The sequence below is a fragment of the Streptomyces sp. NPDC001728 genome (assembly GCF_040297565.1).
GTDB lineage: Bacteria > Actinomycetota > Actinomycetes > Streptomycetales > Streptomycetaceae > Streptomyces.
On record NZ_JBEOZK010000027.1, the window covers coordinates 47,462 to 73,341 of the forward strand.

Genomic DNA, 25,880 nt, shown 5'->3' on the forward strand with positions numbered 1-25,880 from the left:
AGGGCCGGCCTCCCGAGCGGGGAGACCGGCCCTTCCTCGTCGTACGGGGGCTACCGACTACTCGGCCTTGATCGCGGAGAGCATGTTCAGCTTCGCCGCGCTCCGGGCCGGCCACAGGGAGGCGAGGACGCCGACCAGGGCGGCCAGGAGCAGGAAGAGCCCGATCCGGTCCCAGGGCAGGACCAGCGCGTAGTCCGGCAGGCTGTTCTTCAGGGTCTCGCCGATGGCCCAGCCGAGGAAGGTGCCGAGGCCGATGCCCACGACCGCGCCGAACACCGAGATGACCACGGCCTCCAGACGGACCATCCGCTTCACCCGGCGCCGGTCGAGACCGATCGCCCGCAGCATGCCGATCTCCTGCTGGCGCTCGAAGACCGACATCGCGAGGGTGTTGACGACACCGAGGACCGCGATGATCAGGGCCATGCCCAGCAGGCCGTACATGATGTTGAGCATCAGGTTGATCGGGCCGCCGAAGGTGTCACGGATCTCCTTGTGGTCCATGACCTGGATGGCGGGGTTGTCGCCCATCGCCTTCGACAGGGCCTGCGCGTGGGCCGCGCTCGCGCCGCCTTCCGCCGAGACGAAGATCTGACGGATCTCCGCCCGCTCCTCGTGCGCGGTGAGCAGCTTGTGGTCGATCAGGACCGGCGAGACGAACTCGTTGCCCTGGAACACCGCGCCGACGGTCAGCTGGGCCTTCTGCTTGTCGAGGTACTCGACCGGGACGGTGTCGCCGACCTTCAGACCGCGCTGCTTCGCGACCTCCTCGTCGACGGCGATGCCGCCCTTGCCGAGGGTGGACAGCGAGCCGTTCACGACCGGGACCTTGAGGACCTTCTCGATGTCGCCGGGGGTGACGCCGGAGGCCGAGACGTACGAGCCCTTGATCTCCAGGGCGCCGGCCTGCTGCGGGGAGACCGCGGTGACGCCGGGGGCCTTCTCCAGGGCGGCCAGCGCCTCCTTGCTGAGGCTGTCACCGCTGGCCATGGAGACCATGTAGTCGGCCTTGATCTGGTCGGTCGTCGCCTTGTCCAGGGACGAGCCGACGGTGGCGCCCAGCACCGAGAGGCCGGTGACCAGGGTCAGGCCGATGGCGAGCGCGGAGGCGGTGGCGCCGGTGCGGCGCGGGTTGCGGACCGCGTTGAGGCCGGCGAGCTTGCCGGAGACGCCGAAGAGGTTCACGAAGAGCGGGCGGATCACGGCGATCACGGGCCGCGACAGGAACGGGATCAGCACGATCACACCGATGAGGGTGACGAACGCGCCGCCCGCGATGAGCATCCGGCCGCTGTCGCCGCCCTGGCCCGCGCCGAGCACGATCAGCACGGCGCCGATGGCGGTGAGCCCGGCACCGATGGAGTTCCGTACGACGAGCGACTTGGTGCTCGCGGAGGCGTGGACGCTGTTCATGGCGGCGACCGGCGGGATCTTCGCGGCGCGGCGGCCGGGCAGCCAGGCGGCGAGCATCGTGATCAGGACACCGACGGCGAAGGCGGAGACGGCCGGGGTGGTGCCGAGGACCAGGTCACCGCCCGGGACCTTCATGTCGAAGGCGCTCATGGCCGAGCGGAGCCCGACGGCCAGGCCGATGCCGAGGACGTAGCCGACGGCGGAGGCGAGCAGGCCGACCAGTCCGGCCTCGGCGAGGACGGAGCGGGTGATCTGCTTGCGCGAGGCACCGACCGCGCGCATCAGGGCCAGTTCCTTGGTGCGCTGGGCGACCAGCATGGTGAAGGTGTTGGAGATCAGGAAGATCCCGACGAAGAGCGCGATGCCCGCGAAGCCCAGGAGGACCTGGTTGAGCGCGCCGAGGCCGGACTCGATGTTCTTGGCCTGCTCCTCGGCGAGGGCCTGGCCGGTCTGCGCGGAGGCGGCCTTCGGGACGACCTTCACGACCTCGTCGAGGAGCTTGGCGTCGTCGGCGCCGGGGGCGGCGGTGACGGTCAGGTTCTGGAAGTAGCCGGGCTTCAGGTAGAGCTTCTGCGCGACGGAGGTGTCGAAGACGACCAGGCTGCCACCGGCGTTGACGGCGCCGTCCTCGGTGGTGAAGACACCGGAGAGGGTGTACTCCTTCACCGGGCCGTTGGTGGCGACGCGGACGGTGTCGCCGACCTTGTAGCCGCCCTTGTCGGCGGTGTCCTTGTCGAGCGCGATCTGTCCGGCGTCGGCCGGACCCGTACCCGTGGTGAAGGCGTACGCGCGGTCCTTGCCGTCCTTGCCGGGGGCGAAGTTGGTGCCCTTGTTGGACCAGCCGCTGCCGATCAGCTTGCCGTTCTTGTCGGGCACACCCGCGAAGCCGTCGACGCGCGGGGTGACGGAGGCGACCCCGTCGAGCTTCGCGACCTTGTCGACGTCCTGCTGGGAGAGGCCGGGAGCCTTACGGGCCTCCGAGGCGTCCGGGTACATCTCGACGGCGACGGCGACGTCGTCGTAGCTCTTCGCCGACTGGCTGCGGAAGGCGCTGGAGAGGGTGTCGGTGAAGACGAGGGTGCCGGAGACGAAGGCCACGCCGAGCATCACGGCGAGGACGGTCATCAGCAGTCTCGCCTTGTGCGCGAGCACGTTGCGCAGGGCGGTACGGAACATGGGTGTGTCCTGAGGAAAGAGGGACGGCGGGCGGGGCGGGCTGTTGCGGGGCCGTACCGGTTCGGGTCCGGTCCGGGCGCCGTCGGTCAGCTCGTGCGGCCCTTGGCGTCGAAGGCCTTCATGCGGTCCAGCACGCCGTCCGCGGTGGGGTGCAGCATCTCGTCGACGATCCGGCCGTCCGCGAGGAAGATCACGCGGTCCGCGTAGGAGGCGGCGACCGGGTCGTGGGTGACCATGACGACGGTCTGGCCCAGTTCCCGCACCGAGTTGCGGAGGAAGCCGAGGACCTCGGCGCCGGAGCGCGAGTCCAGGTTTCCGGTGGGCTCGTCGCCGAAGATGATCTCGGGGCGGGAGGCGAGGGCGCGGGCCACGGCCACGCGCTGCTGCTGGCCGCCGGAGAGTTCGGTGGGGCGGTGGCTGAGCCGGGCGGAGAGGCCGAGCATGTCGATGACCTGCTGGACCCACTGCTTGTCGGGTTTGCGGCCCGCGATGTCCATCGGCAGCGTGATGTTCTCCAGGGCGGTCAGGGTCGGCAGCAGGTTGAAGGCCTGGAAGATGAAGCCGATCTTGTCCCGGCGGAGCTGGGTGAGCTGCTTGTCCTTGAGGGTGGAGAGCTCCGTCTCACCGATCCGGACGGAGCCGGAGGAGAAGGAGTCCAGGCCGGCGACGCAGTGCATCAGCGTCGACTTGCCGGAGCCCGAGGGGCCCATGATCGCGGTGAACTCGCCCTGGCGGAAGTCCACGGTGACATGGTCGAGGGCGACCACCTGGGTCTCGCCCTGTCCGTAGACCTTCGAGAGATCCGTGGCGCGGGCGGCCACCGCGGTGGCACGGGACACGGTGGGGGTGGTGGTCACGAGGGACTCCTGTCACTGCGGGGCTGTTGCGGGAACCCCTCCATCGTGTCGTTCGTTCGAGTCCGGAACGTCCGCCCCTGTGCCCGTTCCCGGGGCAGCCTGGAGTCGGACCGGGGGGCCGGATCCTCCTCCTGAGGTATGACGGCGTCCCTGAGACGGGCGGGAACGGCGGGCTTCGGCCGACGTGACAGACGTGCGACGACATTTGGTCATTCCAGGGGGTGCGGCTTTGCGCCTGCGACCCCTGTCACAGTTCGGCGAAAACGTCCCCACCTGCACTGACGCACCCTCAGACGTCAATAAAATAAGACAACATCGGGCCGATGTTCCGCTGAACGGGGGATGCGTCCCGATAGGCTCATGTGCCAACGCGGAGCTTCGCGACGCCCGGATGGTGGAACGCAGACACGGCGAGCTTAAACCTCGCTGGCCTTCGGGCCGTACCGGTTCGAGTCCGGTTCCGGGCACCACGGTTTCGCTAGCGCGGCAGGTTGTCCAGCAGCCAGGAGCCGTACTCCTTGGAGAACAGTGAGCCGGCGGGGGCCGCCTCGCCGGCCATCGTCAGGTCCGCCTCGTCCTCGCCCAGGCCGTCGGCGGCGCCGCCGTCGAGCATGCGCAGGAAGACCGGAGTCCGCGGCCTGCCGCCCAGACGCATGAGCTCGGCCTCCTCGTCCAGGTCCGGCACCGCGCCGTTGTGCGAGAAGTGCGTCCCGGTCCGGTGGTCCAGCCGCATGTACTCCATGCTCGCCAGGGCGTAACGGGCGGCGAGCGCGCCGCGGCCGGTGCCGCCGACGGTCAGCGGGGTGTCGCCCGAGGTCTCGCCGATCACGCGCTGGACGGCCTCCTGGACGGTTCCGCCGTCGCCGGAGATGCCGGCGTCGGCGGGCAGGCCGACCAGGACCAGGTCACGGCCGCGCGCCCGCAGCTCGCTCAGGAACGCGCACGGGCCGTCCTCCAGACTCTCCGTCAACGCCTCCAGGTCCGTACCGGCGTCCCCGGCCAGGACGACGGGCCCGCTGAGGCGCTCACCTGCCGCGAACACCCACGCGGTCCCGTTGCGCAGCTGCCAGGTCTCGTTCGGTGCGGTGGCCATCGGCTCTCCTGCGGGAAGGGGGGTGCGGGACGGGAGTGCTGTCCGGGAGAGCCTCGCGGAGCGGGGTCCTCCGGCGCCGACGAAGATCGAAAACTTACGGGAAAAGATCCTCCCCGAGCACTAGAGAGTTTCTTTTGCCTACGCATTACTCTTGACGGGAGGCCGCGCCACGTGCGGCACACCATGAAGGAGTGAGATGAGGAGCAGCAACCCGGTCTTCTCGCGACGGGGGTTCAGCCGCGACAACGGCACCGCGGGCTTCAACGGCCAGCAGCCGCAGGCCGGGGGCCCCGCCGTAGGAACCAACCCGTACGCCACCGGCAACCCGTATGCCGAGGGCGCGACGAACCCGTACGCGACCAACCCGTACGCCCCGCAGGACACACAGCTCGGCGCCCCGCAGCAGGCCCGCGGCAATGTGATGACGATCGACGACGTCGTGAGCCGTACGGCCATGACGCTCGGAACGGTCGTGCTCACCGCCGTGCTGTCCTGGCTGCTGCTGCCGGTCGACCCGGCGAACCTGGGCAAGTCCTACGGCATCGCGATCGGCGCCGCTCTGGTCGCGCTCGTGCTGTCGCTCGTGCAGTCCTTCAAGCGCAAGCCGTCGCCGGCGCTGATCCTGGGCTACGCGGCCTTCGAGGGCGTCTTCCTCGGAGTGATCTCGGCCGCCGTCTCGACGTACATCGCCGACGGCGTGGTCATCCAGGCGGTCCTGGGCACCATGGCGGTCTTCGCCGGTGTCCTGATCGCCTACAAGATGGGCTGGATCCGGGTCAACCGCCGCTTCTACGGCTTCGTGATGGCCGCCGCGATGGGCTTCATGCTCCTCATGGTGACCAACCTGCTGTTCGCCGTCTTCGCCGGCGGTGACGGCCTCGGCTTCCGCAGCGGTGGCCTCGGCATCCTCTTCGGTGTCATCGGCATCATCCTGGGCGCCTGCTTCCTCGCCCTCGACTTCAAGCAGGTCGAGGAGGGCGTGACCTACGGCGCGCCGCGCGAGGAGGCCTGGCTGGCCGCCTTCGGTCTCACCATGACCCTGGTGTGGATCTACCTGGAGATGCTGCGTCTGCTGTCGATCCTTCAGGGCGACGACTGACGCACCCCCAGACCCGGGGGGAAGGGCCCGTCCGGCTTCGTGCCGGGCGGGCCCTTCCGCGTGTTCACGACCCCTCGGGCGGGCGGCGGGTCAGAGCAGTCCGCGGGCCGCCCGCAGCAGACGGTGCGCATCCAGTCGGCGATCTCACGACCGGTGCGGCGCGGGATCCGGGCCGGCCTCTGACGGTGGGTCTCTTCGGAGAATGTGGGGGACATCGGCGCCTCCGGACGCGTTCGTACCGGTCGCTCCTCGTGCTCCTTCCCGGCACCGTGCCGAAGACCGCGCCCGTTGGCAAGGGGCCCGGGACGGCGCGTAGGGTCGCGGGGTGCGTGATACGAGTGAACTGACCGCCGCCGTCGAGCGCTTCGCCGACCGGCTGCGGGCCGCCCCGCAGAGCCGTCTCCAGCAGGGCGCGGCGGCCGAAGGACTTGCCCTGGCCCGGAAGCTCGCGGAGCGCGCGCAGCGCGTCGAGGACCCGGAGCGGGAGCCGAGGACCATGCCGGACGCGGGCGTGTTCACCGTGGCCGACCAGCTCGCCGTCGCCGGCAACGATCTGGCCGAGATCCTGCGAACGGCCCCTGCCGACTCCCGTGAGGGGGAACTGGCGGAGGCCGTGGAATGGGTACGTGAGGCGGCCGAGCGCTCGGGGCTCTAGCCGCCCGCGGAGGAGCGTGCGGGGACGGTCCCGTGCCGTTGCCGGTCCGTCCTCGTCGGGGTCCTACAGGGACGCGATGACGCGGTCCGCCAGGATGTAGACGTTCTCCTCGTCCGTCTCGCCGTACGAGAAGGTCAGCGCGAAGGCGCCCGAGACGCCCGAACCACCGAGCAGCACCGGCGTACGGCCGGCGCGCAGGGCCTCCGCCAGGCGCTCCGCGGTCTCGCGGTGGCCCGGGGTCATACAGAGCGTCGTGCCGTCCGCGAAGACGTACACGTCGAGCGTGCCGAGCGGGCCGGGGCGCACGTCGGTCAGCGCCGTGCGGGTGTCCGCCAGCTCCTCGAGGCGGGACACGGTCCGCTCGTGGTCGGTGACGACGGGTGTCTGCACCGGTACGAAGTCCGGGTGCGAGGGGTGGCGGCGGCGGGCCGCGGCCAGCTCCGCGGAGTCCTCGGGGTACTCGTCGAAGGCGTCGAGCGGGTCGGCGCCGTCGAGCGCGGCGGCCTCCGCCTCCATGGCCTCCAGGGCCATCGCCTCCAGCCCGACGAAGTCGGCCTGGCGCGGCACGAAGAAGGCGCCGTCGTCGCCCGGGCCGCCGAGACCGCCCAGCAGGGACGGGGCGTCGGCCGCGTCCCTGGCCTCCTGCGCGGCCCAGAAGGCCCGCGCCTCGGCGAGCTCGCGCTCGCGCTCCTCGGCCAGCGCCTCCGCGACGGCGGCCCGTATCTCGGCGGCAGGCGTGGCGCGGGCGGCGGGAACGGTGATGCCGCGCCCGGCCGCCAGTTCGCTCCGCAGGGCGGTGACCTGCTTGCGGAGACCGTGGACGGCGTGCAGGGCGGCAGCGCCCACGGCCGTGGCAGCGGCCGTGGTCAGCAGCAGGGCAAGAGGCATGGCGCTCACTGACGTACTCCCGATTCCGAGTCGATCCCCCGACTTCCTACATCAGCTTGTCCTGAGGTGTGGCCCGCTGTCAGTGCATTACGTCACGAATTGGACAGGTATTTGTGCCGGGTGTTTAGTCCCGAAACCGCTCTGACCTGGGAAAACGAACTCCCCCGGGACGTAGGTCACATCCTGGGGGAGATTCGGTCACGGCTCGGACGCGAGGCGGTTGACGGGGTCGCCCGTCGGATACCCCGGCCCGGTCAGCTCAGTCGCTCGCCCCTTGGGTCGCACTGAGCTTCGCCTTCGCTGCGGGCAGGTGCCGCCCTCGTTCCTCGGGCGACCCCTACCCTCCGCTGCGGCTCAGCTCAGTCGCTCGATCACCATCGCCATGCCCTGGCCGCCGCCGACGCACATGGTCTCCAGGCCGAACTGCTTGTCGTGGAACTGCAGGCTGTTGATGAGCGTGCCGGTGATCCGGGCGCCCGTCATGCCGAAGGGGTGGCCGACGGCGATGGCGCCGCCGTTGACGTTCACCTTGTCCAGATCCAGACCCAGCTCCTGGTAGGAGGGGATGACCTGGGCGGCGAAGGCCTCGTTGATCTCGGCCAGGTCGATGTCGCCGATGGTCAGGCCGGCGCGCTCGAGGGCCTGCTTCGACGCCTCGACCGGGCCGAGGCCCATGATCTCGGGGGAGAGGCCGGAGACGCCGGTGGAGACGATCCGGGCCAGCGGGGTCAGGCCCAGCTCGGCGGCCTTGGTGTCCGACATGATCACGAGCGCGGCGGCGCCGTCGTTCAGCGGGCAGCAGTTGGCGGCGGTGACCAGGCCGTCGGGGCGGAAGACGGGCTTCAGGCCCTCCACGCCCTCCAGGGTGACGCCCGCGCGCGGGCCGTCGTCGGTGGAGACGACCGTGCCGTCCGGCAGCGTCACGGGAGTGATCTCGCGGGCCCAGAAGCCGTTCTTGATGGCCTGCTCGGCGAGGTTCTGCGACCGTACGCCGAACTCGTCCATCTCCCGGCGGCCGATCCCCTTGAGGCGGGCCAGGTTCTCCGCGGTCTGACCCATGGAGATGTACGCGTCCGGCACGATGCCGTCCTCGCGCGGGTCGTGCCACGTCGCGCCCTCGGAGGCGGCGACCGCGGCGGTGCGGGCCTCGGCCTCGGCGAAGAACGGGTTGTGCGTGTCGGGCAGGGAGTCCGAGTTGCCCTTCACGAAGCGGGACACCATCTCGACACCGGCCGAGATGAAGACGTCGCCCTCGCCCGCCTTGATCGCGTGCAGCGCCATCCGCGAGGTCTGGAGCGAGGAGGAGCAGTAGCGGGTGATCGTGCAGCCCGGGAGGTGGTCCATGCCCATCTCGACGGCCACGATCCGGCCCAGGTTGTTGCCCTGCTCGCCGCCGGGCAGGCCGCAGCCCAGCATCAGGTCGTCGATGTCGCGCGGGTCCAGCTCCGGCACCTTCGCCAGCGCGGCCTGGACGATGGTCGCGGTGAGGTCGTCCGGCCGCAGGTCCTTGAGAGAGCCCTTGAAGGCCCGGCCGATGGGCGAACGGGCGGTCGAGACGATCACGGCTTCGGGCATCACGGCTCCATGAGGGTGCGGAGTGAGCGGACTGAAAGGGAAGTTACCCGTACGTACCGCATGGGGTCACCGGGACGGGCATGTGATGCGGGCCTCTTTTCTAAGCGCTCGCTCAGGCGCGGGGGGCGTCGGTGGACGCGGGGTCCTCCGCCGGGACCGGCAGACGGCGCCTGCGGCGGTGCTTGAGCAGCGCCCACGGCGCCCGGGCGCCCGTCACCTCGGTGCCCGCCTCCCGGACCGCCTCGGCCGCCGCCTTCGCCACCGGCAGCACGTTCTCCCGGCGCTCCGGCTCGATCCGGTCGGTCTCCGGCCATACGCCGAGCACCGCGCACATCGTCGGCAGGACGGCCATCGCCGCCGTCGCGTACCCCTCGGCCGAGGGATGGAAGTTGTCCACGCCGAACATCTCGCGCGGATTCGCCGCGAACTCGGGTCCGAGGAGGTCCCCGAGCGACACCGTCCGCCCGCCCTGCTCGACCACCACGATCGTCTGCGCCGCCGCCAGCTGCCGGGAGGCCCGCCGGGCCAGCCAGCGCAGCGGCTGGTAGACCGGCTCGATCGTCCCCAGGTCGGGACAGGTCCCGACCACGACCTCCGCGCCGGCCGTCCGCAGCCGCCGCACCGCCGACGCCAGGAGCCGTACCGACTGGGTCGGCGGCATCCGGTGCGTCACGTCGTTCGCGCCGATCATGATCACGCACACGTCCGGCGGGCCCAGCGGCTGTGCGAGCAGCAGCGACACCTGCCGCTCCAGGTCGTCCGAGCGGGCGCCGGAGAGCGCCACGTTCCGCAGGACCACCGGCCGCTCCGCCACCGCCGCGAGCCCCGAGGCGAGCAGCGCGCCGGGCGTCTGGCCCGAGCGGCGCACCCCCTGGCCCGCCGCCGTGGAATCACCCAGAAGGGCCAGCCGCAGCGGGTCGTCCGTGCCGAACGCGCTGCCGTACAGACCGTCCGCCCCCGGTGGCAGCGGGGCCGCCCCGCCGCCCACCGTCCGCTTCGCGAGCTGCACCTCGGCGACGAGGACCCCCATCGCGGCCACTCCCAGCAGCCCGATGCTCCCGCCCCCGTACGCCGCACCCGCCGCGATCCGCCGCGCCACCCTCGCCCTCGACATGGGGCCGTCACCTCCTTCAAGCCGTTCAGGGTCTAACTGCCCCGTAACCCGCTCCGACTACGCATACGCTGACCACACCATTACGGAGACCCCGGAGATTACGGTGCAATTCCACGACTCGATGATCAGCCTCGTCGGCAACACCCCGCTGGTGAAGCTCAACAACGTGACAGAGGGCATCCAGGCGACCGTCCTGGCCAAGGTCGAGTACTTCAACCCCGGAGGTTCGGTCAAGGACCGGATCGCCCTGCGCATGATCGAGGCGGCCGAGCAGAGCGGTGAGCTCAAGCCCGGCGGCACCATCGTCGAGCCCACGTCCGGCAACACCGGCGTCGGCCTGGCGATCGTGGCCCAGCAGAAGGGTTACAAGTGCATCTTCGTCTGCCCGGACAAGGTGTCGCTCGACAAGATCAACGTGCTGCGCGCGTACGGCGCGGAGGTCGTCGTCTGCCCCACCGCGGTCGACCCGGAGCACCCGGACTCCTACTACAACGTCTCGGACCGCCTCGTCCGTGAGACGCCCGGAGCCTGGAAGCCCGACCAGTACTCCAACCCGAACAACCCGCGCTCCCACTACGAGACCACCGGTCCCGAGCTGTGGGAGCAGACGGAGGGGAAGATCACCCACTTCGTGGCGGGCGTCGGCACCGGCGGCACCATCTCCGGCACCGGCAACTACCTCAAGGAGGCCAGCGGCGGTTCCGTGCAGGTCGTCGGTGCCGACCCGGAGGGCTCGGTCTACTCCGGCGGCTCCGGGCGCCCGTACCTCGTCGAGGGCGTCGGCGAGGACTTCTGGCCCACCGCGTACGACCGGAACGTGACGGACCGGATCGTCGCCGTATCCGACAAGGACTCCTTCCAGATGACCCGCCGCCTCGCCAAGGAGGAGGGCCTGCTCGTCGGCGGCTCCTGCGGCATGGCCGTCGTGGCCGCCCTGGAGGTCGCCAAGGACCTCGGCCCCGACGACGTCGTGGTCGTGCTGCTGCCGGACTCCGGCCGCGGCTACATGTCCAAGATCTTCAACGACGAGTGGATGGCCGACTACGGCTTCCTGGAGGACACCACCTCCGCCACCGTCGCGGACGTCCTGCGCCACAAGGAGGGCGTCATGCCCTCCCTCGTCCACATGCACCCGGACGAGACCGTCGGCCAGGCCATCGAGGTGCTGCGCGAGTACGGCGTCTCCCAGATGCCCATCGTGAAGCCCGGCGCCGGCCACCCCGACGTCATGGCCGCCGAGGTCGTCGGCTCCGTCGTCGAGCGCGAGCTGCTCGACCACCTCTTCACCAAGCAGGCCTCCCTGGAGGACCCGCTGGAGCGCCACATGAGCGCGCCGCTGCCGCAGGTCGGCTCCGGCGAGCCCGTCGCCGACCTGATGGCCGTCCTCGGCGAGTCCGCCGACGCGGCGATCGTCCTGGTCGAGGGCAAGCCGACCGGTGTCGTCAGCCGTCAGGACCTGCTGGCCTTCCTGGCCAACGGCGGCGGGAAGTAGGACGTGGAGCGGGGTGCCGCGGGCGGCGCGGAGCCGTTCGTACAACTGGTACGGGCGCGACACGTACCCGCAGCACCCGCTTAACACGCGTCCGGCACATTGGTCCCTGTCGGCGTCAAGGACTTCCGGAGCGGCTCCCGGGTCTCCATCGACGCCGCGGACGCGGAGACCGGCCCTGACCCGGGCCCGCGTCCATCGCGGGGACCGCCGTCGTCCCGCCCCCCGGTTCCGGGGGTGCGGCGGTCCCCGCGCGACACTTCCCCGGTGAGACCGAAGGCCCGGGTCCACCCGCCCCTGTGAGCGGGCTGGCCCCGGGTCCACCTGCCTGCATATCCTTATGCAGAGTCATCAGTGGGTGAATAGGTGGAGGGGGCGGCATGAGCGACAGCCCGGCCGGGCGGCTGCAGGCGCTCTTCGAGGGGCACCGGCTGACGCCGACCCAACGGCGGATCGCGCACAGCATGGTGCGCCGCGCCGGCGACGTGCCCTTCCTGTCCAGCGTCGAACTCGCCGAACTCGCCGGGGTCAGCCAGCCCTCCGTCACCCGCTTCGCCGTCGCCCTCGGCTTCGACGGCTACCCGGCGCTCCGCCGCCATCTGCGCGAGGTCGCGCCCCCCGAGCCGGACGCCGGCGAGGGCCGGGACGAGACGCTCAACGAGTACCAGCAGGCCGTCCTCGCCGAGATCGAGAACCTCCGGCACCTCGCCGGACTGCTCGCCGACCCCGCCCCCGTCGAACGGGCCGGCCGGCTGCTGGCCCGCTCCCGCCCGCTGCCCGTCCTCGGACTGCGGGCCGCCTCCTCGCAAGCGCGCGGCTTCGCCTACTTCGCCGCGAAGGTGCACCCCGACGTCCGGCTCCTCGACGAGGGCGGATCGATGCTCACGGACCGCGTCGACGCGGCCGTACGGGCCGGGGCCACGGCCCTGCTGTGCTTCGCGCTGCCCCGGCACCCCCGGGAGGTCGTCGAGGCCCTGGAGTACGCGCGGGCGGCCGGGCTCACGGTCGTGACCGTCGCCGAGTCGGCGTTCGCGCCGGTCGCCGCCCACAGTGACCTGCTCATCCCGGCCGCCGTCGGCACCGGGCTCGCCTTCGACACCGCCTGCGCGCCGATGCTGCTCGGCCGGGTCCTCCTGGAGACCATGGCCGACGAACTCCCGGACGCGCAGGCGCGCCTGGAGGAGTTCGACACCAAGGCGGCGGCGCGGGGCCTGTTCGTCGAGTGACGAACGGGGGCCGTCACAGCTCCAGTTCGGCCTCGATCTTCTTGAGCTGGTGGCGGGCCATCGCCAGGTTGGCACGATCCTTCGACAGGGCCAGGTAGAGGAACAGGCCGTTGGTGCCACGCCCCTTGAGCAGCCGGATCAGGTGGTACTGGCCGCCGAGGGTGATCAGGATGTCCTCGATCTCGTCGTTGAGGCCGAGCAGTTCCATCGCCCGGACCTTGGCCCGGACGACGTCGGTGTTGCCGGCCGCGGCGACGTTCAGGTCGAGCTCCTTGCCGCCGCCGATCGTGCCGAGCGCCATGCCGCTCGTGTAGTCGACGAGGGCCGCGCCGATCGCGCCGTCGATGGAGGCCGCTTCCTTGAGGGAGGTCTCGGTGTTCGCCATGGTCGTACTTCCTTTACGGGATCGATTTCCTTGCCGGTTCAGTTCAGGTCTCTGCGTTCCAGCGCGCCGTCGACGAGTTCGCCTATCCGGACGCTGGACCTCCGGGCCTCCAGATGGAGCCGGCCCACATTGATCCGGGGCTCCGCCAGCAGCGTCAGGACGGCCGAGCCGCCCGCCGCGTACGTGGCGACGTAACCGCTGTCCCCCCGTACGAGCAGCTCACGGAAGCGGCCCTGGCCCGTGCAGTCGGTCAGCCGCTGACCGACGCCCAGCGCGGCGGCCGTCAGCGCGGCCACGCTCTCCGCCTCGCCGTCCACGGTGTCGTGGGCCAGGACGAGTCCGTCGGCGCTGGCCGCGAGCGCCCCGGTCAGCTGGGGCAGCCGGGCCCGCAGCCGTCTGAGCTCGCCGAGTACCTCGGCTTCTGCCGTCATGAGCTGTTTCCTTTCGGCGCGCAGGCGCAGGGCACGCCTCATCACAGGTGTGCCTCCAAGGCGTCACGGAGCCGGCGCAGCAGGGCGATGTCGGGGTCGGCCACCGGCAGGACCGGTAAGAGGGCCGGCGGGGGCTCGGGGCCGGTGTCGAGCGGGGTCTCGACGAGCCCGGCGGCGGCCAGCCGCCGTACGTCGAGGAGGGTGTGGAAGGCGGGCCGGCCGAGCAGCCGGGCCAGCTCCGCCGGGGTGCGCTCCCCGTCGGCGGCGGCGAGAAGGGCGCGCTGGCGGGCCCCCACCGTCTGCCCGGGGGCGGCGGGGCGCGGCACGACCGGGGCGGTGTCCACGGCGGCGTACGGCCAGACGGCGTCGAGGAGTTCGCGGCGGCGTACCGTCTCGCGCTCGACGGCCTCGGCGGACACCGGCCGCACCGTGCCGAACCAGTGCCCCACCCCGTACCGGAAGCGGGTCGGTCCGCTGGTCGGGGAGAGCGCGAAGAAGGCGGCGTCGAAGACGGCCCCGAGGTGGCAGATCTCCAGCTCGCCGTTGTGCAGCCGGCCGCTGTCGACGAGGAACCGGCCGACCGCGCGGTGCGCCCCGGCCCGGTCGACGGCCTCGTCCCAGCCCTCGCGGGGCAGCCGGCCACCGGTGGTCAGGAGCACGTCGACGCCGGGGGACGCGGGGCTCTCGGCGTGCACCACCCGGCCGTCGACGAGGTAGAGCGTGCCGTGGTCGCGGAGCAGCGCGCCGGTGGCCTTCTCGGCGGCGAGCCGGACCAGCATGGGGGAGACGGGGGTGGCGACCGCGCTCATCCGAGGACCAGCCTCTCGGCGATGTCGCGGAGCCGGATGCGGGCGAGGGCGAGGTTGCCGGTGTCGCGGTCGAGCCAGAGGTGGAGGAAGACGCTGCTGTCGAAGGAGGTCTCGACGAAGCGGAGCACGTGGTAGCCGGCCCGGGTGGTGACGATCAGGTCCTCGACGGGCGGCCCGTCGGAAGGGGTCTCGCCCTCGGCGACGAAGGAGTCGAACTCGGCGGCGGACCGGGCGAGTTCGGCGGTCTCGGCGGCCGTCGTCTCATGGTCCCCGACGGGCGAGTCGCCGGCCGTCCCGAGAGCGAGTCCGCTGGTCCAGTCGACCAGGGAGGCACCACGGGCACCCGGCAGGGTCATGGCCTCCGTCAGGCACTCGTCGATTCCGGGCACGCGGATTCCCCTCCCGATGCGGCGTGCGAACGTGCGGCAGTGACGGTGACGTTACTGAACGCAGCGGCCCTGGGGAGGCGTTCTGGCATTTTCCATCGGAACATGCCAGTCGTCGGCGAGAATGCCCCGGAGCCGGCCCGTCAGCCCCGGGACTCCACCGCCCGCGAGCAGGCCCGCGAGCAGGCCCGTCAGCCCCGGGACTCCACCGCCCTGGCGATCTCGGACAGGTCCTTGGCGAGCGCCCTGGCCACGGCCTTCGCGCCGAAGCGGGCCACCAGTCGGCCGAGGACGCCGGGGGTGCGGCCGGCGGGCGTGGCGGAGAAGGCCATCCGCAGGGTGGTGGCGCCGGTCCCGTCCGGTGTGAGGGTCAGCTCGGAGACATAGTGCATGCCGTGCGAGTCGGCGACCGTGACGTACCGGTCGGGCGGCTCGGACTCGGTCACGGTCATCTCCTCCGTGGCCTCCTTGCCCAGCATCCGCCGGGTCTCGCGCCAGCGCGTGCCCACCCCGAAGCCGCCCTCGGTGAGGACCTCGACCCTCTCGACGCCGGAGAGGACGCGGGGCATCTCCGGCAGGTCGGTGATCGACTCCCAGACCCGCCCGGGGGAGGCGGCGACCCGGCGCTCGACGACGACGGAGGTGGTGCCGGTAGCGGTTCCAGTCATGGTTCCCATGCAAACCGGGGCGGGGGCGGGGCGCTACCGGACCGGCGGGATCCGGGTCCGGACCGACCCGATCCGGAGGCGCCCGCCCCGCCCCCGGCCCCCGCTACCGCACCAGCGCGTCCGCCTCCCCGCCGCCCGACTCGGCGACGATCTCCGTGAGCGTCTGCGGCTTCCGTACGGTCGCGAAGGTGACCGCCCCGTCCTCCGCCACCGTGAAGCCGTGCACGCCGGGCCGGGGCAGGCTGTTGTACGCGTAGTGGTGGGCGAAGTAGTACGCGCCGGTGTCCGGGACGGCCACCACGTCGCCGGGCCGCAGCGGGGGCAGGGCCCGGCCGGTGGCGAGCAGGTCCCCGGCGAAGCAGGCGGGGCCCGCCACGTCCTGGACGACCTCCTCCCCGGTGCGGGGCCGGCCCTCGGAGTCGTACGCGAGGACGCGCAGCGGCCAGGCCTCGGGGGCGTAGACCGTACGGGTGGCCAGCTGGACGCCCGCGTGGGTGACGGCGATCGGCCGGCCCCCGGAGGTCTTGGTGTACTCCACCCGGGCGAGGACGGTGCCGTGCTTGGCGAGCAGCGAGCGCCCGAACTCGGTGACGAGCCGGTAGCGGCCGTCGAGGAGCCCGGGGACGGTGTCGGCGAGCAGCCGGGCGTACTCCGCGTACGTCGGGGTCTCCTCGTCGGAGGTGAAGTTCACCGGCAGCCCGCCGCCGATGTCGAGGGTGTCGATCTGCGGCCGGCCGGCCGCTCGGTTGATCTCCTCGGCCAGCGCGTACGCCTCTCCGACCCCCTCGGCCATCAGGGCGAGCGGTACGCCCTGGGAGCCGGTGTGGGTGTGCAGCCGGGTCAGCCAGGGGCGCTCCAGATATGCCTGGACGACGGTCTTGCGGGTGCCCTCGTCGCGGAGCGCCACACCGAACTTGGAGGTGGCGGTCGCGGTCGAGAGTGCTCCGATGGAACCGGCTCCGACCTGCGGGTTCACCCGGAGCCCGAGGGGTGAGGCGGTGGGCGCGGAGGCGACGAGCGCGTCCAGCCTGGCCAGCTCCTGGAGGTTGTCGGCGTTGACGGCGATGCCGAGGGCGAGGGCCTGGCGCAGCTCGGCCGGGGTCTTCGCGGGGGAGTCGAGCACGGTGTGGCCGGGCGGGATCCCGGCGGCGCGCGCGAGGGCGAGTTCGCCGGGGCTGGCGACCTCGACGCCGAGCCCGGTCTCGTGCAGCAGGCGCAGGACGGGGACGAGGGGGCAGGCCTTGACGGCGAAGGCGTGCAGGACGTGGGCGTCGGTGACGGCGGCGAAGGCGCTGGTCAGGGCGGCGGCGGAGGCGCGGATGCCGGCGGTGTCGAGCAGCGCGACGACCGGTTCGGCGGGGGAGAGGAGTCCTTGATCGACGGTGGCTCGGACGGCGAGATCGCGACGGGAGGAGGCCATGGGACCCATCCCATCACCCCGACTCGCGGGGGTGTGGGGCATCGCCCTGTTGACTACAACTATTCATAGCGCCAGGATGTGAATATCTGAACGACATCCGAGGAGGCACCCCCATGTCAGGACCCCGCCCCGTACGAGCCGCCCGCGGTACGGAACTGAGCGCCCTGGGATGGCAGCAGGAAGCCGCCCTCCGGATGCTCCAGAACAACCTCGACCCCGAGGTCGCCGAGCACCCCGACAAGCTCGTCGTCTACGGCGGCACCGGCAAGGCCGCCCGCGACTGGCGTTCCTTCGACGCCATGGTCCGTACCCTGCGCACCCTCAAGCAGGACGAGACGATGCTCGTCCAGTCCGGCCGCCCGGTCGGCGTCATGCGGACCCACGAGTGGGCCCCGCGCGTCCTCCTCGCCAACTCCAACCTGGTCGGCGACTGGGCCAACTGGGAGGAGTTCCGCCGCCTGGAGCACCTCGGCCTCACCATGTACGGCCAGATGACCGCCGGCTCCTGGATCTACATCGGCACCCAGGGCATCCTCCAGGGCACCTACGAGACCTTCGCCGCCGTCGCCGCCAAGAAGTTCGGCGGCACCCTGGCCGGGACGATCACCCTCACCGCCGGCCTCGGCGGCATGGGCGGCGCCCAGCCCCTCGCCGTGACGATGAACGACGGCGTCGCGATCTGCATCGACGTCGACCCGCGCGCCATCGAGCGCCGCATCGAGCACCGCTACCTGGACGTCAGGGCCGACAACCTGGCCCACGCGCTCCAGCTCGCCACCGAGGCCCGCGACGCCCGCCGCCCGCTCTCCATCGGCCTCCTCGGCAATGCCGCCGAGCTGCTCCCGCGGATGCTCGCCGAGGGCGCTCCGATCGACATCGTGACCGACCAGACCTCGGCCCACGACCCGCTCGCCTACCTCCCGGTCGGCGTCGCCTTCGACGACATGGCCGACGCGGCGGTGAAGGACCCGGCCGGGTTCACCCAGCGCTCGCGCGAGTCGATGGCCAGGCACGTCGAGGCCATGGTCGGCTTCATGGACGCGGGCGCCGAGGTCTTCGACTACGGCAACTCGATCCGCGGTGAGGCCCAGCTCGCGGGCTACGACCGCGCGTTCGCCTTCCCCGGCTTCGTCCCCGCCTACATCCGCCCGCTGTTCTGCGAGGGCAAGGGCCCGTTCCGCTGGGCCGCCCTCTCCGGCGAGGCCTCGGACATCCACAAGACGGACAAGGCGCTCCTCGACCTCTTCCCGGAGAACGAGTCCCTGCACCGCTGGATCAAGATGGCCGGCGAGCGCGTCCACTTCCAGGGCCTCCCCGCCCGCATCTGCTGGCTCGGCCAGGGCGAGCGCGACAAGGCCGGCGACATGTTCAACGACATGGTCGGCGACGGCACCCTCGCCGCGCCCCTCGCCATCGGCCGCGACCACCTCGACTGCGGCTCCGTCGCCTCCCCGTACCGCGAGACCGAGGCCATGCTCGACGGCTCCGACGCCATCGCGGACTGGCCGCTGCTCAACGCCATGGTGAACGTCGCCTCCGGCGCCTCCTGGGTCTCCATCCACCACGGCGGCGGCGTCGGCATGGGCCGTTCCATCCACGCCGGCCAGGTCTCGGTCGCCGACGGCACCGAGCTCGCCGGCGAGAAGATCCGCCGCGTGCTGACGAACGACCCCGGCATGGGCGTCATCCGTCACGTCGACGCGGGCTACGACATCGCCGAGCGGGTCGCCGGCGAGAAGGGCGTCCGCGTCCCGATGCGCGAGGGCTCCGACGAAGAGGCCTCGGCGTGAGCGACAGCTTCCACGCCATGTGGCGGTCGCTGCGGCCCATCGGCCGCAGCGCCGCCTCGGGCGGCTACCGCCGCTACGCCTGGACCGAGGCCGACGCCGACTGCCGGCTCTGGTTCCGGATGCAGGCCGAGGCCCGCCGCCTGGACGTCGAGACCGACCGCAACGGCAACCAGTGGGCCTGGCTCGGCGACCCCACCGCGGGCGACGCCGTCGTCACCGGCTCCCACCTGGACTCCGTCCCCGACGGCGGCGCCTACGACGGTCCCCTCGGCGTCGTCTCCTCCTTCGCCGCGCTCGACGAACTCCGCTCCCGCGGCGTCTCGTTCAAGCGCCCCCTCGCCATCGTCAACTTCGGCGACGAGGAGGGCGCCCGCTTCGGCCTCGCCTGCGTCGGCTCCCGCCTCACCGCAGGACGGCTGACGAAGGAGCAGGCGTACGAGCTCCGCGACGCCACCGGCACCAGCCTCCCGCAGGCCATGGAGGCGGCCGGGTACGACCCCTCGGGGATCGGTCCGGACCCCGAACGGCTCGCCCGGATCGGCGCCTTCGTCGAACTCCACGTCGAGCAGGGCCGCGCCCTCGACCTGTCCGGCGACCCCGTCGGCATCGCCTCCTCCATCTGGCCGCACGGCCGCTGGCGGTACGACTTCGCGGGCGAGGCCAACCACGCCGGCACCACCCGTCTGGTCGACCGCCGCGACCCGATGCTCACCTACGCGGAGACCGTCCTCACCGCCCGCCGCGAGGCCGAGCTGGCCGGCGCCGTCGCCACCTTCGGCAAGATCGCCGTCGAGCCCAACGGCGTCAACGCCATCCCCTCCCTGGTCCGCGGCTGGCTCGACGCCCGCGCCGCCGACCAGGACTCCCTGGACACCGTGATCGCGGGCATCGAGAAGGCCGCCCAGGAGCACGCCAGCCGGCAGGGCGTCGACCTCACCGTCGTACGGGAGTCCTTCACGCCCGTCGTGGAGTTCTCGCACGCCCTGCGCGACGAGCTGTCCCGGATCCTGGGCGACAGGGCTGCGGGCAAGGTCCCCGTCCTCGGCACGGGCGCGGGCCATGACGCGGGTATTTTGTCCGAGTCGATCCCGACCGCCATGCTGTTCGTACGGAACCCCACCGGCGTCTCGCACTCCCCGGCCGAGTCCGCGGCCGAGGACGACTGCGTGGCCGGGGTCCTCGCACTCGCCGACGTACTGGAGGAGCTGGCGTGCCGCTGACGACGTACTGGCTGGAACACGCCTGGCTCGACACGAACGTCGAGCCGGGCGTGGTCCTGGACGTTTCCTCCGAGGGCCGGATCGAGGCCGTACGCACGGGGGTGGAGGCGCCCCCGCCGGGCGCCGTCGCCCTCCGCGGCCTGACGATCCCCGGCCTCGCCAACGCCCACTCGCACGCCTTCCACCGCGCCCTGCGCGGCACCGTCCAGGTCGGCTCCGGCACCTTCTGGACCTGGCGCGAGGTCATGTACAGCGTCGCCCAGCGCCTCACCCCCGACAGCTACTTCGCGCTCGCCCGCGCGGTGTACGCGGAGATGGCGCTCGCCGGCATCACCGCCGTCGGCGAGTTCCACTACCTCCACCACGCGCCCGGCGGTACCCCCTACGCCGACCCCAACGCCATGGGCGAGGCGTTGATCGCGGCGGCCGGGGAGGCGGGCATCCGCATCACCCTCCTCGACACCGTGTACCTCTCCTCCGGTTTCGGCGCCGCCCCCGAGCGGCACCAGCTCCGCTTCACCGACGGCACGGCGGAGAAGTGGGCGGAGCGGGTCTCGGCCCTCAAGGACCGGGACGGTGTACGCGTCGGAGCGGCGATCCACTCCGTACGGGCGGTCCCGGCGGACCAGCTGTCCACGGTGGCCCGCTGGGCGGCGGACCGCGGGGCCCCCCTCCATGTCCACCTCTCGGAGCAGACCGCCGAGAACGACGCCTGCCTCGCCGCCCACGGCCGCACCCCGACGCAGCTCCTCGCGGACCACGGGGTGCTCGGCGCGCGCACGACGGGCGTCCACAACACCCACATGACGGACGCCGACATCGCCCTGATCGGCTCGACGGCCACCGGCACCTGCATGTGCCCCACGACCGAACGCGACCTCGCGGACGGCATCGGCCCGGCGGTCGCCCTCCAGCGGGCCGGCTCCCCGCTCTCCCTCGGCAGCGACAGCCACGCGGTCATCGACCTGTTCGAAGAGGCGCGGGCGATGGAGCTCAACGAGCGCCTGCGCACCCGCACCCGGGGCCACTGGCCGGCGGCGGCACTCCTCCGCGCGGCGACGGCGGACGGCCACGCGGCCCTCGGCTGGACGGACGCGGGCATCCTGGAGCAGGGAGCCCTGGCCGACTTCACGACGATCGCGCTGGACACCGTGCGAACGGCGGGCCCGGTACCGCGCCTGGCGGCGGAGACAGCGGTCTTCGCGGCGACGGCGGCGGACGTCCACCACGTGGTGGTGGCCGGCCGGGTCGTGGTCGCAAACGGCACCCACGTGCACGTACCGAACGCGGGCGAGGAGTTGGCGAGGACGATCGCCACGTTGAGGAGCTGAGTCGTCCCCGGGTTGTGGGCAATCGTTCTGCGGGGCGGAACGGGTGGGCACAACCCGGGCCACCGGCCCGCACCCGAATCATCCGCCCCCCCACGGAGAGCAACCATGACGACCACGCTCATCACGAACATCGGCAGCCTCGTCACCAACGACCCCGCCATCGGCGACGGCCCCCTCGGCCTGGTCAAGGACGCGGCCGTCGTCCTGGAAGGCGACCACATCGCCTGGGCGGGCCCGGCGGCGAACGCCCCCGCCGCCGACGAGTCCGTGGACGCGTCCGGCCGAGCCGTCATCCCCGGCTTCGTCGACTCCCACTCCCACCTCGTCTTCGCGGGCGACCGCACCGCCGAGTTCAACGCCCGCATGTCCGGCCAGGCCTACGCCGCGGGCGGCATCCGTACGACGGTCGCGGCGACGCGCGCGGCTTCCGACGAGGCCCTGTCGGAGAACGTCGCCCGCTACCTCCGCGAAGCCCTCCGCCAGGGCACGACCACCTTCGAGACCAAGTCCGGCTACGGCCTGACGGTCGAGGACGAGGCCCGCGCTCTCCGTATCGCCGCCGAGCACACCGACGAGGTGACGTACCTCGGCGCGCACATCGTCTCCCCGGACTACGCGGACGACCCGGCCGCGTACGTGGAGCTGGTGACGGGCGAGATGCTGGAGGCCTGCGCACCGTACGCCCGCTGGGTGGACGTCTTCTGTGAGAAGGGCGCGTTCGACGGCGACCAGGCCCGCGCGATCCTGACGGCCGGCAAGGCGAAGGGCCTCCACCCCCGGGTGCACGCCAACCAGCTGACGTACGGCCCCGGTGTCCAGCTGGCGGTGGAGCTGGACGCGGCGAGCGCGGACCACTGCACGCACCTGACGGACGCGGACGTGGACGCGCTGGCGAACGGTTCGACGGTCGCGACGCTCCTCCCGGGGGCGGAGTTCTCCACCCGCGCGGACTGGCCGGACGCCCGGCGGCTCCTGGACGCGGGAGTGACGGTCGCGCTGTCCACGGACTGCAACCCGGGCTCGTCGTTCACGTCCTCGGTCCCGTTCTGCGTCGCCCTGGCGGTACGGGACATGGGCATGACGCCGGACGAGGCGGTCTGGTCGGCCACGGCGGGCGGCGCGGCGGCCCTGCGCCGCACGGACGTGGGCCGCCTGACGCCCGGCGCCCGCGCGGACCTCACGTTCCTGGACGCCCCGTCGCACGTCCACCTGGCGTACCGGCCGGGGGTCCCGCTGGTGACCGAGGTCTGGCGGGCGGGTGCGCGTGTGGTCTGAGTGATCGGGCCGGGAGGCCGGGTACGGGTACCCATGTGCGGCCGGCCGGGGGCGCCGAGACTTCGGACGCGAAGTCAACTCGTATGACGTGCACGGGAGTCGGCGGTGTCGTGGTCCGGCCGAGCCGCCGCCACCGCTGCCGCCGGAGCTGGAGCCGCCGAGCTCGCCCCCCCGGAGGTCCGCTGCACGGATGTGGAGCGCGGGGGGAAGTGAGGGACGACGCCCCGCCGCACGCGGACCGGGCCGGGATATCCTGACAATCCATGGAAGCCACCACAGCTCTATGGTCCTTCGCCCTCGTCGTAGGGCTCCTCACCCTCACCCCCGGCCTCGACACGGCGCTGGTCCTCCGCACATCGGCCGTGGGCCACCGCGCGCGGGCCTGGGGGGTCGTCCTCGGCATCCAGACCGGCACGCTGCTGTGGGGTGCGCTCACGTCCCTGGGCGTGACGGCGCTCCTCACCGCCTCCCAGCTGGCGTACGACATCCTGCGCTGGGCGGGCGCCGCGTACCTGGTGTGGATCGGCGTCCAGATGCTCCGCAACACCTTCCGGGGCCTCCCGGCGACCGGCGGCGCGGAGGACGACGGGCCGGCGGAGCGCGACTCGCTGGCGGCCGGCTGGCGCCAGGGGACGCTGACGAACCTCCTGAACCCGAAGGTCGGCGCGTTCTACGTGGCGGTCCTGCCGCAGTTCCTCCCGGCGGGCGGCGACCACTTCACGATGGGCCTCCTCCTCACCGGCGAACACATCGTCCTGGGCCTCCTCTGGTCCACGGTCCTGATCGCCTTCGCCCGCCTCCTCCGCGACCAACTCCGCAAACCCCGGGCCCGCCGCTACCTGGACCGCCTGACGGGCACGGTCATCGCGGCCTTCGGTATCCGCCTGGCCCTCTCGAACTGACCGCGCGAACCGGTCAGGACCGGTGGCTCAGGACGTTGATCACACGCCCGTCCGGATCGCGGGTGAAGAAGCGGCGGACGCCCCAGGGTTCGTCGGTCAGGGGATGCACGATCTCGGCGCCCGCGGCGAGGACCGCCGCGTAGGCCGCGTCCACGTCGTCGACCTCCACACTCAGCTCGGGAACGACGGGGGCCGTCAGGTCGTGGGTCATCAGACTGATCTGGGCCGCGGGGAAGGACGGTGAGGCGAGGGTCGTGATCCACCCGTGGTCCATCACCACCTCGAACCCGAGCAGACCGTAGAACCCCCGGTTCTCCTCCGCCGCCGAAGTGCGAAGATCGGGCACGACCCGCCGAACGGTCACCGGGCGCTCCCGTAGGTCAGCAGCGGTGCACAGGGCTGGTTCTCCGGGGTGAGGACGAGGACGTACCCCGGCCCCGCCGTCGTCACGACCTCGCTGAGCCGCGCCAGAGCCTCCGTCTCCGACGGCAGGTCCAGGCCCAGTGCCGTCGCGGCGCGGGCGGCCAGGTCCCGCAGGTCCGGCATGTCGGCCAGGTGGTCGGCCCCGGGGTCCTCCCGCTCGGCGTCCTGCCACCACGGGGCGGCCAGGACGAGGCGGAGGAGTTCCGGCAGGCCGATCGCGACGAGTGCCGCGTGGCCCTCGGGGTCCGCGTAGAGGACGGGGCGCTCCTCGCCGCCGTCCCCGCAGAAGAAGTACGTCCCGCCCGACCCGTCCTTCGCGAAGCCCTCCAGGGCCGCGCCCGACACCAGGTGGACCTCCTCACCATGGCCGCCCCGGTCGAGCTCGAAGTCGCCCGGCCAGGCGAGGAAGTCGGAGGCGTCGGCGTTCTCGCCGACGGCCCTCAGCAGTGATCCCATGGCGGCACCCTAAGTGGTCGGCTCCGTAAATCCTTCGGGGCGGGCGCCCGAGTTCGGACTGACCGGATCACTCCGTCACGGGCAGGCACTCGGCGAGCAGGCCGACGACATCGCGCCAGGCTCGCTGCGCGTGCCGTGGGTGGTGGCCGACGCCGGGGACCACGGGCTGGTCGACCGGCGGGTGGTGGAAGGCGTGCAAGGCGCCGCCATAGACCACGAGGCGCCAGTCGACGCCCGCGGCCTGCATCTCAGCGGTGAACGCGTCCCGCTGCGCGGGCGCCATGATCGGGTCTTCCGACCCGACCCCGGCCCACACCGGGCAGCGAATGCGCGCCGCCTCGCCCGGTCGGCCCGTGGTCAGTGCGTTGACTGTCCCGATCACGCGCAGGTCGACGCCGTCGCGCCCGAGTTCCAGCCCGATGGCGCCCCCGGTGCCGTAGCCGACGGCGGCGATCCGGTCGGGGTCGGTCCGCGGTTCGGCGCGCAACACGTCCAGCGCCGCGTGGCCGATGCCTCGCATCCGGTCGGGATCAGCGAGCAGCGGCATGCAACGGGCCAGCATCTCCTCGGGGTCACCCAAGTAGCGCCCGCCGTGAAGGTCGAAGGCCAGCGCTACATAGCCCAGCTCGGCGAGCGCATCGGCCCGGCGGCGCTCGACATCGCTGAGCCCCGGCCCCTCCGGTCCCAGCAGCACCGCGGGCCGGCGGTCGACACCGGCCGGGAGCGCGAGGTGCCCGATCATCGTCAAACCGTCGGCCGGGTACCGGACCGTACGCGTCGTCATCGTCGTCATGAGACTGAACCGTAGTGAGCGTCGAGTCCGGTCGGGCCGGGGTTCACCGCTGGCAGAACAGCGTGGGTGCCCCTCTGAAATGTGGCGGTGGCTCACAGGATCCGTCACAACCCCCGAAGGATCTACAGAGCCGACCACTAGGTCAGCGGAACTCGTGGACGACCTCGATCTCGCCCACGATGTGCGCGTTGAACTCGTCCAACTCCTCCGCCGGCACCCACAGTTCGAGGATCGTCCGGCCGCCGGCCTGCTGGACCGGGTACCTGCGCAGGAACTCCGTCTCCACCTCGAAGCGTGTCACGAAGCCCGCGCCGTCGTGCTTCACGTTCCAGTCGCGGGCGATCCTGACCGCGTACTCCTCGTTGAGCACCGGGTAGAAGATCGGCTGCTCCGGCAGTCGCGCCGGCCAGGCGCGGCAGGCCAGCTTCCGTACGAGGTCCAGCTCGATCGGGCCGGTGGGGCGCCACAGCGTCGTCGTGGGCGTGTCTCGGCTGGTCACGGGGGCTTCGCTCTCCTTGCGGGCGGATGTCGGTGCGGCGGCCGGGGGCCTCGAACGCAACCTTCGGCCCTTGCTGCGGCCAGTGCTTTTGCCCGTGCGCGGGCAGCGCACCGCCCGGCAGCGCGTGCAGCCGGGTGAGGAGTTGTGCGATCAGTTCGGCCGCCGGTTCCGGCGCGTACGTGCCGGCCAGCAGCGCGTCGAGCAGTGAGGGGCCCGCGAGGCGCTCCATCACCAGGTCCGAGCCCTCCGCGCCCAGCACCTCCGGGACCGGATAGCCGCAACGGGCCAGCCGGGTCATCACCTCGGCCTCCCGCGTCGCGTCCCCGCCCTCCCGGTACCGCCGCAGCACCCGCGCCCCGTCCAGCGCGTACACGTCCGCCGTCCTGCCCCGCCCGGCGATCTCCAACTCGCCCACGCCTCCGCCCCCTTGGTCAACCGCTCTCCGCCGTGTCCGTTCCTTCACGGATCGGCCACGGAATGACCGAGTATCCCTGCCCCGGAGCGTTG

At 72.1% G+C, this 25,880-nt stretch carries 25 protein-coding genes, 1 tRNA gene and 1 pseudogene; 10 read left to right on the plus strand and 17 right to left on the minus strand.

Annotated features, from left to right (window positions below; translation table 11 throughout):
• Positions 1-57: 57 nt before the first annotated feature.
• Entirely contained in the window at positions 58-2,589 is a 2,532-nt protein-coding gene (locus ABT154_RS30405; protein ID WP_351861072.1) for an ABC transporter permease, read from the minus strand.
• Between the two features lie 86 nt (positions 2,590-2,675).
• Positions 2,676-3,446, minus strand: coding sequence for an ABC transporter ATP-binding protein (locus ABT154_RS30410; RefSeq protein WP_351861074.1), 771 nt, complete (start codon positions 3,444-3,446; stop codon positions 2,676-2,678).
• 385 nt (positions 3,447-3,831) lie between these two features.
• Here ABT154_RS30410 and ABT154_RS30415 point away from each other — a divergent pair.
• Positions 3,832-3,916, plus strand: a tRNA-Leu gene (locus tag ABT154_RS30415).
• 8 nt (positions 3,917-3,924) lie between these two features.
• On the opposite strand, the gene ABT154_RS30420 is transcribed toward ABT154_RS30415, so the two are convergent.
• Positions 3,925-4,539 (minus strand): hypothetical protein, encoded by a 615-nt coding sequence (locus ABT154_RS30420; protein WP_351861075.1) that lies wholly within the window; start codon positions 4,537-4,539, stop codon positions 3,925-3,927.
• Positions 4,540-4,735: 196 nt separating this feature from the next.
• Between ABT154_RS30420 and ABT154_RS30425 the strand changes: the two genes are divergently transcribed.
• Positions 4,736-5,638 (plus strand): Bax inhibitor-1/YccA family protein, encoded by a 903-nt coding sequence (locus ABT154_RS30425; protein WP_351861077.1) that lies wholly within the window; start codon positions 4,736-4,738, stop codon positions 5,636-5,638.
• Positions 5,639-5,757: 119 nt separating this feature from the next.
• Here the strand turns inward: ABT154_RS30425 and ABT154_RS30430 are convergent.
• A pseudogene (locus ABT154_RS30430) lies at positions 5,758-5,853 on the minus strand (DUF4287 domain-containing protein); the annotation flags it as partial.
• A gap of 110 nt (positions 5,854-5,963) precedes the next feature.
• Between ABT154_RS30430 and ABT154_RS30435 the strand changes: the two are divergent.
• Positions 5,964-6,293 carry a hypothetical protein gene (locus ABT154_RS30435; RefSeq protein ID WP_351861079.1) on the plus strand — a complete coding sequence of 110 codons (330 nt, stop codon included), beginning with the start codon at positions 5,964-5,966 and terminating at the stop codon, positions 6,291-6,293.
• A gap of 63 nt (positions 6,294-6,356) precedes the next feature.
• Here ABT154_RS30435 and ABT154_RS30440 read toward each other — a convergent pair whose 3' ends face one another.
• The 3 genes from ABT154_RS30440 to ABT154_RS30450 form a co-directional block, all read right to left on the minus strand.
• Positions 6,357-7,181: a hypothetical protein gene (locus tag ABT154_RS30440; RefSeq protein ID WP_502969623.1), complete on the minus strand. Its 825-nt coding sequence runs from the start codon at positions 7,179-7,181 to the stop codon at positions 6,357-6,359.
• 354 nt (positions 7,182-7,535) lie between these two features.
• A complete protein-coding gene (locus tag ABT154_RS30445; RefSeq protein ID WP_351861083.1) occupies positions 7,536-8,756 on the minus strand; it encodes an acetyl-CoA C-acetyltransferase in 1,221 nt (406 codons plus the stop codon).
• Positions 8,757-8,868: 112 nt separating this feature from the next.
• A complete protein-coding gene (locus ABT154_RS30450; protein WP_502969620.1) occupies positions 8,869-9,870 on the minus strand; it encodes an SGNH/GDSL hydrolase family protein in 1,002 nt (333 codons plus the stop codon).
• A gap of 103 nt (positions 9,871-9,973) precedes the next feature.
• Here ABT154_RS30450 and ABT154_RS30455 point away from each other — a divergent pair, with 103 nt between their 5' ends.
• A complete protein-coding gene (locus ABT154_RS30455; RefSeq protein WP_351861085.1) occupies positions 9,974-11,362 on the plus strand; it encodes a cystathionine beta-synthase in 1,389 nt (462 codons plus the stop codon).
• A 377-nt stretch (positions 11,363-11,739) separates the two neighbouring features.
• Positions 11,740-12,585, plus strand: a complete 846-nt coding sequence (locus ABT154_RS30460) for a MurR/RpiR family transcriptional regulator (protein WP_351861086.1) — start codon at positions 11,740-11,742, stop codon at positions 12,583-12,585.
• A 13-nt stretch (positions 12,586-12,598) separates the two neighbouring features.
• On the opposite strand, the gene ABT154_RS30465 is transcribed toward ABT154_RS30460, so the two are convergent.
• From ABT154_RS30465 to ABT154_RS30490, 6 genes are all read right to left on the minus strand, one after another.
• A complete protein-coding gene (locus tag ABT154_RS30465; protein ID WP_351861088.1) occupies positions 12,599-12,970 on the minus strand; it encodes a hypothetical protein in 372 nt (123 codons plus the stop codon).
• Between the two features lie 38 nt (positions 12,971-13,008).
• Positions 13,009-13,443: a roadblock/LC7 domain-containing protein gene (locus ABT154_RS30470; protein ID WP_351861089.1), complete on the minus strand. Its 435-nt coding sequence runs from the start codon at positions 13,441-13,443 to the stop codon at positions 13,009-13,011.
• On the minus strand, positions 13,443-14,210 hold the full coding sequence (locus ABT154_RS30475; RefSeq protein ID WP_351861091.1) for a transcriptional regulator: 768 nt from the start codon (positions 14,208-14,210) through the stop codon (positions 13,443-13,445). The genes ABT154_RS30470 and ABT154_RS30475 overlap by 1 nt, the downstream gene beginning before the upstream one ends.
• Positions 14,207-14,599, minus strand: a complete 393-nt coding sequence (locus ABT154_RS30480) for a roadblock/LC7 domain-containing protein (RefSeq protein WP_056554030.1) — start codon at positions 14,597-14,599, stop codon at positions 14,207-14,209. Before ABT154_RS30480 ends, ABT154_RS30475 begins: the two co-directional genes overlap by 4 nt.
• 188 nt (positions 14,600-14,787) lie before the next feature.
• Entirely contained in the window at positions 14,788-15,264 is a 477-nt protein-coding gene (locus tag ABT154_RS30485) for an SRPBCC family protein (RefSeq protein ID WP_351861093.1), read from the minus strand.
• 103 nt (positions 15,265-15,367) lie between these two features.
• Positions 15,368-16,693, minus strand: a complete 1,326-nt coding sequence (locus ABT154_RS30490) for a type III PLP-dependent enzyme domain-containing protein (protein WP_351861095.1) — start codon at positions 16,691-16,693, stop codon at positions 15,368-15,370.
• A gap of 104 nt (positions 16,694-16,797) precedes the next feature.
• Between ABT154_RS30490 and hutU the strand changes: the two genes are divergently transcribed.
• The 5 genes from hutU to ABT154_RS30515 all read left to right on the plus strand — a co-directional run bounded on the left by hutU (position 16,798) and on the right by ABT154_RS30515 (position 23,202).
• A complete protein-coding gene (gene hutU, locus ABT154_RS30495; RefSeq protein ID WP_351861098.1) occupies positions 16,798-18,474 on the plus strand; it encodes a urocanate hydratase in 1,677 nt (558 codons plus the stop codon).
• Positions 18,475-18,491: 17 nt separating this feature from the next.
• Positions 18,492-19,694 carry an allantoate amidohydrolase gene (locus ABT154_RS30500; RefSeq protein ID WP_351861155.1) on the plus strand — a complete coding sequence of 401 codons (1,203 nt, stop codon included), beginning with the start codon at positions 18,492-18,494 and terminating at the stop codon, positions 19,692-19,694.
• Positions 19,685-21,025, plus strand: a complete 1,341-nt coding sequence (locus ABT154_RS30505) for a formimidoylglutamate deiminase (protein WP_351861100.1) — start codon at positions 19,685-19,687, stop codon at positions 21,023-21,025. The genes ABT154_RS30500 and ABT154_RS30505 overlap by 10 nt, the downstream gene beginning before the upstream one ends.
• A 105-nt stretch (positions 21,026-21,130) precedes the next feature.
• Positions 21,131-22,300 carry an imidazolonepropionase gene (hutI, locus tag ABT154_RS30510; protein ID WP_351861102.1) on the plus strand — a complete coding sequence of 390 codons (1,170 nt, stop codon included), beginning with the start codon at positions 21,131-21,133 and terminating at the stop codon, positions 22,298-22,300.
• 263 nt (positions 22,301-22,563) lie between these two features.
• Positions 22,564-23,202, plus strand: a complete 639-nt coding sequence (locus tag ABT154_RS30515; protein WP_351861104.1) for a LysE family translocator — start codon at positions 22,564-22,566, stop codon at positions 23,200-23,202.
• 13 nt (positions 23,203-23,215) lie between these two features.
• Here ABT154_RS30515 and ABT154_RS30520 read toward each other — a convergent pair whose 3' ends face one another.
• The 4 genes from ABT154_RS30520 to ABT154_RS30535 all read right to left on the minus strand — a co-directional run bounded on the left by ABT154_RS30520 (position 23,216) and on the right by ABT154_RS30535 (position 25,373).
• Positions 23,216-23,566 (minus strand): VOC family protein, encoded by a 351-nt coding sequence (locus tag ABT154_RS30520; RefSeq protein WP_351861106.1) that lies wholly within the window; start codon positions 23,564-23,566, stop codon positions 23,216-23,218.
• Positions 23,563-24,081, minus strand: a complete 519-nt coding sequence (locus ABT154_RS30525; RefSeq protein WP_351861108.1) for a hypothetical protein — start codon at positions 24,079-24,081, stop codon at positions 23,563-23,565. Before ABT154_RS30525 ends, ABT154_RS30520 begins: the two co-directional genes overlap by 4 nt.
• 67 nt (positions 24,082-24,148) lie before the next feature.
• Positions 24,149-24,874 carry a dienelactone hydrolase family protein gene (locus ABT154_RS30530; protein ID WP_351861110.1) on the minus strand — a complete coding sequence of 242 codons (726 nt, stop codon included), beginning with the start codon at positions 24,872-24,874 and terminating at the stop codon, positions 24,149-24,151.
• A gap of 142 nt (positions 24,875-25,016) precedes the next feature.
• Positions 25,017-25,373 (minus strand): hypothetical protein, encoded by a 357-nt coding sequence (locus ABT154_RS30535; RefSeq protein WP_351861112.1) that lies wholly within the window; start codon positions 25,371-25,373, stop codon positions 25,017-25,019.
• Positions 25,374-25,880 lie beyond the last annotated feature (507 nt).